The sequence below is a fragment of the Corynebacterium ulcerans genome, assembly GCF_900187135.1.
Classification (GTDB): domain Bacteria; phylum Actinomycetota; class Actinomycetes; order Mycobacteriales; family Mycobacteriaceae; genus Corynebacterium; species Corynebacterium ulcerans.
The window spans coordinates 776,771-789,039 of sequence record NZ_LT906443.1 but is presented as its reverse complement, the minus strand read 5'-3'; the positions used below and the strand labels follow the sequence as shown (position 1 = coordinate 789,039).

The following is a 12,269-nucleotide window of genomic DNA, read 5'->3' as shown; positions in this document are numbered from 1 at the left end:
GCGTGAGGATATTTGATGCGTATTTCCCGATCTCAGCTTGTTGCTGGTGCCATGGTGGGCGTCGCAACGCTAACTTTAAGCGCTTGTGGTGGTGATGACGTATCAACGAACGTCTCGGTTACTCCAACGACGACGACACCCGTTCAATTCCAGCCCAAGCAAGTTGCGCCAATCAAGGTTGATCATATCAATGCTCCCGAGACTGATCCGGGCCTGAATGTGAAGTGGGAAATCCTTGGTACCAGCGCTAATAGTCAGGGGTCGGGTTCGGTGATCTATGTGAAGGTTACTAACCTTAATGATCTTGCACTGCCCAAAGATGCATTCCCTGCTCCTACCTTGCGTGTGAGTGGGGCGGATATGTCGCAAGTAGACGCCGGCACGGTGGGGCTGGATCTGCCGCTGGGTGCTGGTGCGTCGACCAATCTGCAGTACGCATTCAATACGTCCTATGGCACGCTTTACGACGCCACCTTCCAGATCGGCAACGCAATTTTTGAAGGAAATCTCAATAGTATTTAGTAATATATTATATTTCTCTTGGTTTACACTCCCCCGTTTGGGTGGAGTGTATTTTTTGTAGGGAACGGGAAAATATGCCTTTTAGCTGTGTTTTTTAGATGCCTAAAGGTTAATTATTCAAATAGCGGAACCGACTAGGGTCCTTCTGTAGTCTAAATAATCTGAGTACGGCTGTTGCGGGTTTCCACAAGGAGGCCGGTGGCCGGCGGACCGCACAAGTTACACCGTGGTGACCGCCTCCGGGCAGCGCCCTCACTCTGAGTTGGAGGACCTCAGGGTGACAGCGCGAAGGGGGAGTCCGACATGGGCATAGGGGGTTTTCTCATGCACTGGCTAAACCTTGGGACTGATTCGCAGCAGTCGTACTCTTTCATGCGTCGATGTTTATTGCTACTAACGTTCATGATTATCTGTGCGCTCACGTTCACTGCATGTGCACGGAATACTGTTAAAGAATCTGTAGCGGCGCTCCACACCAATCCAACAACTCCAACAACGGAAAATGCGCATCCGGATTTTCCTGAAGTCATGGAACCGAATCCAGCAGACCCCAATTTCTCATTTTTTGACCCGTGTACGGATGTGCCGGTGGAAATTTATGAGCGGGCTGGGATCGTTGCTTCGGGGTCACGTTCCCCGCAGCTAAAAGGCTATAAAAGATCGTATTGTCATTATAGGTTTAAAGTCACGCCTGATCCTGCTGCTGTACTCCAAATAGGTGCGGACGTTCTTACACGCTTAGATGTCAATAAAGGTAACGACATCCTGCTTGATATTAAGAACATTAAAGGAGCTCCGGATGGGGTTTATTTCACTTCTGCGAAATTAGGGGGAGAAGATTATGAGTGCACTGCAATAATGCCAACAGCTCGAGGTCGAATTTGGGTTTCCCATTTATTTTTTGGAGCTGGAGACTTCACTCAAGAAGATGCTTGCCCTAAAGCATGGGAAATATTAAAAGAAATAACAAGGGGGATCTAAAAAATGGATATACAGGTAAACAAGGTTTTGTTAGATCGACTTTGTCAGGAGCTAAAGGAAATAACTTTAGTTGCGGGAGAAATTAAGAGTCATCTAGCAAAAGCCAATATTTCTGGTGCGTATTCTCCGCTTATCGGGCTTGATCAGATCGGAGCAAATCACGGGATCGTGCTTAAAGGGGGAGCTGGGTCGGCGTCCACAGTGTTGCAATCGATGACGCAGCAGATCGGCTGGCTACACGATGCGCTCCGCGCAAGCCATGGGGCATTGACTGGGCAGGAAGATCATGCTCGTCGAGGAATAGATATTGCAGATGAAGGTGGTTCTGTAGGGGGTGAGACAGTCCGTTTCCCCACGAGACCAGAGACAGCTTATGAAGATTTCTCTTTTTCGCATCCGATAGTCGTACAGCCAGCGACAATGGATGCTCTTGTCCAAGGGTTAGCAGCTACCCAAGAACAAGAGGTGTTTTTCGGGATGCAAAGCTGGTCAGATATGTCTCGATTGGCTTTAGAAGTTGCGATGCGCCTTCGTAAAGTGGCAACAGATTTGGCTGAGGGAAATAAGGGTCAGGTGATTGATCGGGCTGTTGAGCGGATCAACGAGGTAGCTCAGACCAGCGAGATTTTCTCTGGCAACGCGAAAGTCATGGCGGGGGAAGTTTCTAAGCTTATTGGTATTAAAACAATGCTGTGGTTGGAAGCTGCAACGGCGAATTCAGGCATCAAAGCCATAACAGATCCTGCTGCGAGAGTGGCGTCGGAAAGAGCAGCTCTTTTACATTTCCAACAGAAACTTCAACGTATCGTCGATCGTTCAGTGCCGGACATCCGCAACTTGATGAACATGAATACTTCTACTGCGGGTGGTGGGGGCGGAACTGAAATCGGGATGGATGATATTGCCGGTAACGGGAGAGCCTCTACAGCTGGACTTGGCGCGACAGGAATTAATGCGGGAGGTCGCGTCGATACGCAAAGTACGCATTTTGCATCGCCGTCGTTTGAATCTGTGCATGATGCTCAGCGCCAGTTAGAAAAAGTAGGGGCAGACAGCGTGGGAACACACATGGCGCATGCGACAGGTTTTCCCCACGAGGCACCTCGATTTGGAGCTGCTCACACCATCCCGCATGCGGTCGGGGGTGCGACTACAAACAATGGATTGAATGCGTTAGGTTTGCCACTTGCGGGTATGAACGCGCATAAGAGTGGGACACCGGGTACATCGCGTTTCGCCGTGGGTGGAAAGAACCACATTCCCCATGGCATCCATCACACTGGAGACTCTTTACGCCAGACCGGAGCCAGACACCAGTGGGCGGGGCATGCAATGCACGGCGAATCTCCTGGCAGCGTCACCCGCCAAAACCAAGCAGGAGGCCGCATGATGTCAATGATGGCAACGCCAACCGGCATATCGCAGGGCAATAAGCGCGGAAAAATTAAGTCAGTGACGAGTTCGGTTGAAGCCGATAAAAATATTGCCGCTCTTATAGGAGAACGCGATGCCGTAGTCCCTGGAGTCATCGGGAGCTGGGTGAGGCAATAAGATTTTGGCCCGGGAGCGGATAATGTGGGAGGAATGAACGACGTCGATCTCGTCGTGCTTGTCGACGCACAAGGTAACCCGACCGGCACCGCTCCCAAATCTACAGTCCATACCCACGATACGCCTCTTCACCTGGCATTTTCCTGCTACGTCCTGGGCCCTGATGGAAAAATCTTGGTGACTCGGCGAGCACTGAGCAAAAAAACGTGGCCAGGCGTGTGGACTAATTCAGCCTGCGGGCATTTACTTCCCAACGAAACATCAGCTGAAGCCGCCATTCGTAGGGTTCCCCACGAGATCGGTCTCTCCCGTGGGGAACTAAAGAATTTGGAGTGCGTTTTGCCAGATTTTCGGTACCGAGCAATTGATTCTCAGGGAACCGTTGAGTGGGAAATCTGCCCTGTTTTTATCGCGTACATTGATGATCCTCTTCTTTTGCAACCTAGACCAGACGAGATAGATTCACTGGCGTGGATGAAACCCGAAGACCTTTTTAATGCCGTGGACGCCGCGCCTTTCGCCTTTAGTCCCTGGATGGTGGAACAACTTGAGCATGAAGAATTACGGCACAAACTAATCGGCACATAGTTCGTCAGTTTTTTACAACGGCACCTGCCTCACGATGGGCGGTGCCGTTTTGTATGCGCTTTTATAACAAGAACAGAACTGAAGGCTCGGTAAGCGGATTGCTTTCGCCGTCAGTATTTGAAACGGGATGGAGCTCTCAGAATGCGAACTAGGCCGAGTGAAGGATTATCTGATCCGTGGGGATTACTTACTCAAATTCCCCACGGAGGGGGTCAGTAAGCAGCTGGGCACCCGCCCCATCAACACAGATCCCCAGCCCGCTGGCACCTTTGCGATACCGAGGCCAATCCGGCGTAGCGCCGCGGGCGAAGGCCAGAAGTATCCCCCGTGGGGAATCTGGCTGGTTGTCTCTGGAATGAAAGAGGAGACTGAGGTCGCTGCAGTGGGTGGCTTCGTGATTGTTTGAGCTGGTGTAATGGATGTACCAGGTGTCGCCGTATGTGCGTTTGAGCGTTTGCTTGACCCAGCGGTGGATGAGCGAAGCTCCGGTGAGAGCGCGAAAAAAGTCGGGTTGAGTGGATTTTTGTTGAATGTAGTCGGCTGTGGCCCCCATATGCCGGGCGATGCGCGGGCGCAGCGGGTGTAGCCATGATGCTGCATCGGCTTGTTGTGCGGCGGGCAGTTGGTAGAGCTCGCGATCGGTGGAACTGACGATGATGGGGATTGCTGTGAGTTCGTTGGCGTCGTAGTCCCAGGGGCCTAGCGCCAAATCGGTGGGGAAGTAGCGTTTATAGCGTTTGTAGCCTTTGTCGAGGTGTTTGCGACGTAACTCTTCAAGTCCGGATTGAGTGATTGGTGCGGATAGTGCCCATCGGAGGGTTGCTTTGCGGCGTTTCATTTCCCCACGGGGGAAGCTTGGCGACGCCGCCCACACCCGCCGAAACATCCCTCGATAGTGGTCGCGCCGGGCGAGCCAGAGTGCGATTCCAGCCCCTGCGGATTGACCGAAGAGGGTGACATTGGTGGGGTCGCCGCCAAAGTCCTCGATGTGGGTTTGAATCCATTCGAGGGCGAGTGCACAGTCGTCGATGCCTCGGTAGTGGTGCGGGGCGTCGTCGTGAAAGCGTGCAAAGCCCTGGATACCGAGTCGGTAGTCGATGCTGACCACGATGACTCCGGCTTGTGCTGGCTCGGCGCCGTCGAAGGAGGTTTCGTTGCGGGAACCGGAGTCGTATCCGCCGCCGTGGATCACCGCTAGAACAGGAAGATCATTGAACTTTGCGGCATGAGCCGGGGCTGTGACGGTGAGGTGAAGCTGTGTGCGCAGATTGTTGTGGGCTGCGGGATTTGCACTCTCCGTGGGGGAATACACGTGAAGTGCGGGGGCAAATTCGCTGGTGAGCGCTCCATAGACGATGGGGTCATAGGTCGCCACGCTGCCATTGGTGTATTGGCGGACCGTGCCGGTGAAGGTACCGCCGGGGCAGGTAATGAGCTGCGAAGATGCGCTTTCAGACATAGCGGTTACTTTAGCAACTACGATTGTGATCTATGACGTTACCTGTATCGAATCCTTTGCTAAAAGAGTCCTCGCTGCCGTACCAGCTTCCGCCATTCCGAGATATTTCAGTGGAGCATTTCCTCCCGGCATTTGAGGCAGCGCTGGCCACGCATGACCGAGAAATCGCACAGATAGCAGACAACCCAGAATCTCCGTCGTGGGAAAACACGGTGGAAGCGCTGGAACGCAGCGGGCGAGATTTAGAGCGCGTGGCGTCGGTGTTTTTTAATCTTCATACGACTGACTCTTCTGAAGCCATGGATGAGATCGCGGCTCGGGTCGCTCCTTTGCTGGCTGAGCATTCGGATGCGATCTATCTGAATTCTGCGTTGTTCGCACGTCTAGAAGCGGTCGTGGCGCCGGAAGACGCCGAGTCGAAGCGCCTGCATGCGCATCTGCTCAGGACGTTTCGTCGACACGGCGCAGGTTTAGATGAGTCCGACATGGCGCGGTTACGAGAGATTAATGCTCGCTTGTCCGTGCTTGCCGACGCCTTTGGCCGCAACCTACTCGCCGATACCAAAGCACTTGCCGTCCAGTTTCCCCACGGGGAGGAATTGGAGGGGCTGAGCCCCGGGCGCCTCGCCTCGGCAGCCGCGGATGCCCAGTCGGCCGGCGTGGACGGGTTTGTCATCCCACTTGAACTTCCCACTGTGCAAGCGGAGCAGGGCAGCCTTGCCCGCCATGAGGCGCGGGCGCGGTTGTATGAGGCGTCGCAACGCAGGGGCGCTGAGTCGAATGCGGGCATTGTGGTGGAGACCGTGCAGCTGCGGGCGGAGCGGGCTGCGCTATTGGGCTATGAGACTCATGCCGACTATGTGATTGCGGAGGAAACAGCGGGGTCGGCTGCGGCTGCGCGAGATTTGCTGTTTGATCTGGCTCCGGCAGCGGCGGCGAATGCGCGTGGTGAGTACAAGCTGCTCGATGAAGCCTCCCGTGGGGAATCCGAGGAGTGGGTGCAGGAATCGACGATGGATGGGGCGGATTGGCCTTATTGGGAGTCGAAGGTGCGCGCTCGTGATTTCGCTTTAGACGAAGAGGAACTATCGCAGTATTTTCCGTTGCAACAGGTGCTACGCGACGGAGTCTTCTACGCAGCTAACCGACTGTATGGAATTACAGTAATTCCGCGCTTGGATATGGAGGGCTATGCGGAAGGCGTTGACGTGTGGGAGGTCAAAGATGCAAACGGTGAGGGCATTGGTCTGTTTTTGACGGACTATTTTGGGCGGCCGTCGAAACGCGGTGGCGCGTGGATGAGCAGTTTTATGGATCAGTCGGATTTGCTGGGAACCAAGCCCGTCGTGGTGAACGTGATGGGTATTACCAAGCCGGCAGACGGTTCTGACGCTCTGCTCAGCATCGATTCTCTGCGGACGGTGTTCCACGAATTTGGCCACGCATTACATGGTCTGCTGTCTCAGGTGCGTTATCCCACGTTCTCGGGGACTAATGTTCCGCGAGATTATGTTGAGTTCCCTTCTCAAATTAATGAAAACTGGGCGTTTGATCCCGCCATTTTGAAGAATTTTGCGCGCCACGTGGACACTGGTGAGGTCATCCCGGACGAACTGGTTGCTGCGATTGGAAAGGCTCGTCAGTTTGGGCAGGGATTCGCCACAACGGAGTACCTGTCGGCTGCCGTTATCGATCTCGCATGGCATTCATTGACCAAGAAAGAAGCGGCGCAGCTGTCCTCGGAGGACATCGCAGAATTTGAACGCAAGGCTTTGGAAGAAGCGGGATTAGACGTAGAGCACGTTGAACCTCGGTATAAGTCCACCTACTTTAACCATATTTTTGCTGGTGGATATTCAGCGGGGTATTACTCCTACTTGTGGGCAGAGGCGCTGGATGCCGATGGTTTTGACTGGTTCACTGAGCAGGGAGCCGCAGGCGTGGCGGCGTCGGAAAGTGCTGCCAGAGACGCGGGGCAAAAGTTCCGCGATCTCGTGTTGTCGCGCGGCGGTGCGGATGACTTCACCACGGCATTCGAGTCGTTGCGGGGCCGTGCTAAAGATGTTGGGCCGTTGTTGCGTCGTCGTGGCTTAGCCGGGGCGGTGCAATAACGAGTGATGGAACATGTGACGGGCTTTCTTGACTCGGTGAGTCAGTTTTTAACGTCAGCGCCTTTGTGGCTGCAGGCACCACTCGTTTTGATCGTTGTGGTGCCGGTGTGCGGCGTGCTGGCTTTAGCGTGGCTTCGGCTTATCGACGTCCTGGGCGCCCGCATTCTTCGCATCCTCACGGTTGTGCGGGCTAGAGTAGAAGCTCGAATGAGGTCAACTAAGTAACTGAGGGGCTTGCACGTCCCGCCTATATGGAAAGTGTGAATAATGGCTAATCCAGAGGAGCTGCGTAAACGGGACCAGCAGCTTCCGCGTAGAAAGCGGAAGTATCCACAGTCTCGGGTAACTCAGGCTTTATACCTGCTTATTGCGTTAGTCGTGATCGCCTGGTTAGTCAGCCTGATATAGGCCGTGCGCAAAGGCCCATTTCCCCGTGGGGAAATGGGCCTTTATTCGTGCGTTGTTAGCGCTTGTTTCTCTTTGATGCTTCCGCTACTGCTTGGAATAAGGGAAGATCAGCGATGTCTTCAATAGTGAGGGCTTGGGTATTGCCATCGCACAGTGGGATACACCAGTTGGGATACATGTCGGAGGTTGTGCCGGGCTGGTTTTGAGCTCGACGGTCGCCGACAAGATCCACGAGAGCGGTGCACGTGAGCGCAGAAGGTGTGCTGGCTAGGAACTTGTGGATAGCCGGTAGAAGGGTGTCTGCAGTACCGCGCTCTTCCCGCGTAAGCCCCTGGAAAGTTTCTGGCACCGTGTCGCCGGAGAAGGCGCCGGAATTTTTGATTTCGTCGAGAATCTCGCTTTGCCAACGAATATCTTGTTCGTGTTCTTGCTCCGGATCGACGGTGAGAATACCGAGATCTTTACGCAACTCGATGTGTTCGCCGGCAAGGAGCCCCGCGGTGGGGGGAAGGTCGTGCGTGGTCACAGAGGTGAGTGCGAGTTCGCGGTACTCATTTTGGTGCCTCGGCCCTCCCATGGGGGAACTTTCGAACCAGAGCACCGACGTGCCCATGATGCCGCGTTGTGCGAGGAATTCTTGAACCCACGGTTCATACGTTCCGAGGTCTTCACCGATGACTACTGCGCCGGCACGCTCGGCTTCGAGCGCTAGAACTCCAACCAGGGCGTTGTGGTCATAGTTGACGTACGCTCCGGTGGCAGGGGACTGCATGCGAGGGATCCAGAAGAGCCGGAAAAGCCCCAGAATGTGGTCTACGCGGATGCCACCAGCGTGCCGTAGGACAGTGCGAAGCAGATCGCGCCACGGCACGTAGCCGGCCTCGGCGAGACGGTCGGGGTGCCATGGTGGCTGAGACCAGTCTTGCCCTTGCTGGTTGTAGTTATCTGGTGGAGCGCCAACGGATGCACGCGGTGCTAGGGAATCTGCGAGACTTTGGGCGTCGGCACCGCCGGGGTGGATCCCCACGGCGAGGTCGGCGATGATTCCGATGCTCATGCCGGCGTCGATAGCAGCAGATTGTGCTGCGCCCAGTTGCTGGTCACAGATCCACTGAAGCCACATGTAGAATTCTGCAGCATCCTCGGGCGTCGGTATCGCAGCATGGGAGCTGGACTCCGTGAGATGGGCGATTTCTTGGTGTGCACACCACAGAGCGAAGTCGTAAAGGCCGTCACCTTCAGAGGCTACAAAGTCGCGGAAGTCCTGTTCACGAGCGGGATCGCGCTCGGCCTCAAAAATCGCATGAAGTACTTGGAGCTTTGCGTCGTAAATCGGGTTTCGTTCGATTTTGTCGCTGGAATGGTTGAGAGTTTTAAACGTAGAAGAAATCTCCGCGATTTCCTCTTGCAGCTCGTCGCTGAGACTGAGGTGCTCGGGTATGTCCTCGATGCGAATATAGATGGGATTGATAAAGCGTCGCGTGGTGGGCAGATAAGGGGAGTCCTCGACGGGTGGAAAAGGCTCGGCTGCGTGCATCGGGTTGACCAGGATGTAGTCTGCCCCGGCTTTGTTGGCCACGACTTTAGCCAGTTCGCCGAGGTCATGAAAGTCTCCCATTCCCCACGAGTCGTTGCTGCGTACAGAGTAGAGCTGAGCCATCACTCCGGTAGCCGGATTATCCACAAATGTGCGTGCTGTGGAGAGTTGCTGCGGAGTAATGATGAGGAAACAGCTGGCAGTGAGTGTGTCGGAGGTTAGCGTGATGGTGTGCCAACCGAGCGGAAGATCATTGGGGATCTGGAAGGAGGCCTCACCCCAGGTGATGCCGTCGACAGTGCGCGGTGGCGTCCAGTTTTCAACTTGGGTGACGTCGGCTGCGACTGAGCCGTCTTCCAGCGTAATCGTGATGTCCGCGGGGGCACCGTCATGGACGTGCACGTTGAAGACGTAAGGGTCTCCTTGCGTTGCGACGACGCAACGGGGCAGCGGACGCGTGCCTTCTTCGTCGTGACGCTTCTGAAGAGCGGTACGGATCTGTTCCTCGCTCGGCATAGGTGCGTCGAGCGGCATATGATCGTTCGGACTGTCCTCGGGCTCATTTCCAAAGCGAACGCCCAACGCACGAAGTGTTTTTACCAGCGTATCTTCGCTGACTTCGGTTACTTCGCCGCCGAATCCGGTAAATGACCAAGAAACTGCATGTGCTGCTGCGAGTTCGCGCAGCGAATCTGTATAACCCACGAGACTTTATTCTGCCATTGCGGCTACCTCTCTGTCCCGTAGTCCGTAGTTTAATTTGGAACACGTCTACCCCAGTGATGACTCTGGGCGCATAAAGGCTGTAAATTCAAAGTCTATCAACGGATGTGAGTAAAACATCAGGTTTTGCGATGCACCGGCCCCGTGGGGAACTGCGGCGCATGGTGCACGCTGGCAATGCACGATCAAAACAAATGAGGTGTTGAGAAAGTGGTTCAAGAGTCGACCACCGAGGCCATATACGAGGTAGGCGAAAATGAAACCTGCCTAACTGCGTTGCTGGATACGGCTAAAGCGCGTCCTTTTGGAGTGATGTACACCCGGCCGAAAAACTACGAGTGGGTCAACGTCACGTCCAAAGAGTTCGTGGAAGAAGTCTATGAAGTTGCCAAAGGCCTCATCAACGCAGGCGTGCAGCAAGGGGATCGAGTGGCTTTGCTCTCGGAGACCCGCTACGAGTGGTCTCTGCTGGACTTTGCCATTTGGGCTGCTGGTGCCGTGTCGGTTCCGATCTACGGATCATCGTCGATTAGCCAAATCGAGTGGATCATCGAAGACTCTGGAGCAGTCTTTGCCATCACCGAAACCCGCGAGCACACGGAATTGATGAAGAACCTGGTTCTGGGCGCGGATGGGAAACCAGCATTGAGTGGTTCGCCGTCGCAGTTGCGAAGGATCCTTGAGATTAATTCGTCAGCAGTGACAACGCTCAAGTTTGAAGGGCGTTCCGTTGAGGACTCTGAGGTAAACGAGCGCATTGCTCATACCAAGGGCTCAGACCTTGCGTCGCTGGTTTATACATCTGGAACTACGGGCCGCCCCAAAGGCTGCCGACTCACTCATTCAAACTGGCTCTCAGAAGTGCGCGCGCTTCTGACCAACGACATCGGAGCTATCGCAATCCCCGGTTCGCGCGTTTTGACGTTCTTGCCACTAGCTCACGTTTTGGCTCGCGCAGTCTCCTTGGCTATGGCCATTGGCGGAGCCACCCAGTCGCATTGGTCTGATTTCTCCACGATCGCAGTGGAGTTCCAGCGTGCTCGGCCAAATCTGATTTTGGGTGTGCCGCGTGTCTTTGAAAAAGTTCGGAATGGCGCTGCTGCTAATGCTCAGGCCGATGGGCCACTCAAGGCCGCAATCTTCCATCAAGCAGAGCTGACTGCGCAAGAATACTCACGGGCACTCGACACCGCAGAAGGGCCAAGCCGGGCTCTTACCCTTAAGCACAAGACCTTTGACAAGTTGGTGTACTCAAAGATTCGCGCAGCGATGGGTAATGCAGTGAAATACTGCATCTCGGGTGGTTCTGCGATGAGCCCAGATTTGATGCACTTTTTCCGAGGCATTGGCGTCCCGATTTATGAAGGCTATGGTTTGACCGAAACCACCGCTGCCGCCACCGTGGACTTTGCTAATCAGAAGATTGGGACGGTTGGGCCGCCCGTTGGAGGTGCGTCGATACGCATTAACGACGACGGCGAGATTCTGGTGAAAGGATCCACCCTTTTCGACGGATACTGGAAGAATGATGAAGCCACCGAATCCTCAATGGAAAATGGTTGGTTTAACACCGGAGATCTTGGCGAAATCCTCGATTCCGGCCATCTCATCATCACTGGCCGGAAGAAGGATCTGATTGTTACTGCAGGTGGAAAGAATGTTTCACCGGGTCCTCTGGAAGACAAACTGCGTTCGCATCCGCTTATCAGTCAAGCGATGGTGGTCGGAGACGGAAAACCATTTATTGGCTTGCTTGTGACACTTGACGACGACGCCCTGAAACGCTGGAAACTCAATCGAAACATTCCGGAAGGACGCTCGATCCGCGAACTGGCACAGGACCCAGTCTTAAGGGCTGAGATTCAAGACGCGATCAACGACGCCAACTCTACGGTTTCCCACGCGGAGTCCATTAAGAAGTTCTATATCTTGGATCGTGATCTCACCGAGGAAGACAACGAGCTCACGCCCACCATGAAAGTGAAACGCAACGTGGTGGCGCGTCGGTACTCTGACGAGATCGATGCGTTATACACCAAGCGCTAGACGCGTTTTTCGCCCCCTTTTTCCTTGTGCCTTCAGGGAAGAAGGGGCGTTTTTTATTTCTTCCGCTTATTTTGTCGTTTTTGAGAACACTAGAAATTCCGTCCTGGTGTTTTACAGCGCGTGCGCCGGCTAGCGTTCTCAAAAACGACAATGACTCCCCGCCGAGAGGAGAAAGAAGTCTCTTTTCCCCACGGGATTTTGGTTCTGTTCGGCGGGGCGCCACCGCTTTCATCGATTCCTGTTTTAAAGTCATCACTCGTAACGCATCGCTGCTACTGGGTTCCCTCAGATGTCTAGCAGCAGCGATGATGACGGATGTCTATATATGCCTGGGAAGGGGGTC

The 12,269-nt window shown here is 54.4% G+C and carries 10 protein-coding genes; 8 read left to right on the top strand and 2 right to left on the bottom strand.

All coding sequences use genetic code 11. From position 1 onward, the window contains the following. The first annotated feature begins 15 nt into the window (after positions 1-15). From CKV68_RS03540 to idi, 4 genes are all read left to right on the top strand, one after another. Entirely contained in the window at positions 16-522 is a 507-nt protein-coding gene (locus CKV68_RS03540; RefSeq protein ID WP_014526087.1) for a hypothetical protein, read from the top strand. Positions 523-825: 303 nt separating this feature from the next. Next, positions 826-1,503: a DUF3558 family protein gene (locus tag CKV68_RS03535; protein ID WP_095075605.1), complete on the top strand. Its 678-nt coding sequence runs from the start codon at positions 826-828 to the stop codon at positions 1,501-1,503. Positions 1,504-1,506: 3 nt separating this feature from the next. After that, the gene (locus tag CKV68_RS03530) at positions 1,507-3,054 is read left to right on the top strand and encodes a hypothetical protein (protein WP_095075604.1); all 1,548 of its coding nucleotides are present in this window, start codon (positions 1,507-1,509) and stop codon (positions 3,052-3,054) included. 33 nt (positions 3,055-3,087) lie between these two features. Beyond that, the gene (gene idi, locus CKV68_RS03525; RefSeq protein ID WP_029974929.1) at positions 3,088-3,642 is read left to right on the top strand and encodes an isopentenyl-diphosphate Delta-isomerase; all 555 of its coding nucleotides are present in this window, start codon (positions 3,088-3,090) and stop codon (positions 3,640-3,642) included. Between the two features lie 187 nt (positions 3,643-3,829). Here idi and CKV68_RS03520 read toward each other — a convergent pair whose 3' ends face one another. Continuing rightward, a complete protein-coding gene (locus CKV68_RS03520; RefSeq protein WP_095075603.1) occupies positions 3,830-5,101 on the bottom strand; it encodes a carboxylesterase family protein in 1,272 nt (423 codons plus the stop codon). A 32-nt stretch (positions 5,102-5,133) separates the two neighbouring features. Between CKV68_RS03520 and CKV68_RS03515 the strand changes: the two genes are divergently transcribed. From CKV68_RS03515 to CKV68_RS03505, 3 genes are read left to right on the top strand one after another with little or no spacing between them, the layout of a single operon-like run. Continuing rightward, positions 5,134-7,212, top strand: a complete 2,079-nt coding sequence (locus CKV68_RS03515; RefSeq protein WP_095075602.1) for a M3 family metallopeptidase — start codon at positions 5,134-5,136, stop codon at positions 7,210-7,212. Positions 7,213-7,218: 6 nt separating this feature from the next. Beyond that, positions 7,219-7,437, top strand: coding sequence for a hypothetical protein (locus CKV68_RS03510; protein ID WP_013911989.1), 219 nt, complete (start codon positions 7,219-7,221; stop codon positions 7,435-7,437). 42 nt (positions 7,438-7,479) lie between these two features. Beyond that, entirely contained in the window at positions 7,480-7,620 is a 141-nt protein-coding gene (locus tag CKV68_RS03505) for a hypothetical protein (RefSeq protein ID WP_013242396.1), read from the top strand. Between the two features lie 55 nt (positions 7,621-7,675). On the opposite strand, the gene malQ is transcribed toward CKV68_RS03505, so the two are convergent. Then, complete coding sequence (gene malQ, locus CKV68_RS03500; RefSeq protein WP_095075601.1) at positions 7,676-9,862, bottom strand: 4-alpha-glucanotransferase; 2,187 nt, start codon at positions 9,860-9,862, stop codon at positions 7,676-7,678. Between the two features lie 228 nt (positions 9,863-10,090). On the opposite strand from malQ, the gene CKV68_RS03495 reads away from it, so the two are divergent. Then, positions 10,091-11,926 carry an AMP-dependent synthetase/ligase gene (locus CKV68_RS03495; RefSeq protein WP_013911987.1) on the top strand — a complete coding sequence of 612 codons (1,836 nt, stop codon included), beginning with the start codon at positions 10,091-10,093 and terminating at the stop codon, positions 11,924-11,926. Positions 11,927-12,269: the final 343 nt, after the last annotated feature.

Bases quoted from the DNA above. Each gene is read 5' to 3' on its own strand.
- CKV68_RS03540 (WP_014526087.1), top strand. From the start codon at position 16: ATGCGTATTTCCCGATCTCAGCTTGTTGCTGGTGCCATGGTGGGCGTC.
- CKV68_RS03535 (WP_095075605.1), top strand. From the start codon at position 826: ATGGGCATAGGGGGTTTTCTCATGCACTGGCTAAACCTTGGGACTGAT.
- CKV68_RS03530 (WP_095075604.1), top strand. From the start codon at position 1,507: ATGGATATACAGGTAAACAAGGTTTTGTTAGATCGACTTTGTCAGGAG.
- idi (WP_029974929.1), top strand. From the start codon at position 3,088: ATGAACGACGTCGATCTCGTCGTGCTTGTCGACGCACAAGGTAACCCG.
- CKV68_RS03520 (WP_095075603.1), bottom strand. From the start codon at position 5,101: ATGTCTGAAAGCGCATCTTCGCAGCTCATTACCTGCCCCGGCGGTACC.
- CKV68_RS03515 (WP_095075602.1), top strand. From the start codon at position 5,134: ATGACGTTACCTGTATCGAATCCTTTGCTAAAAGAGTCCTCGCTGCCG.
- CKV68_RS03510 (WP_013911989.1), top strand. From the start codon at position 7,219: ATGGAACATGTGACGGGCTTTCTTGACTCGGTGAGTCAGTTTTTAACG.
- CKV68_RS03505 (WP_013242396.1), top strand. From the start codon at position 7,480: ATGGCTAATCCAGAGGAGCTGCGTAAACGGGACCAGCAGCTTCCGCGT.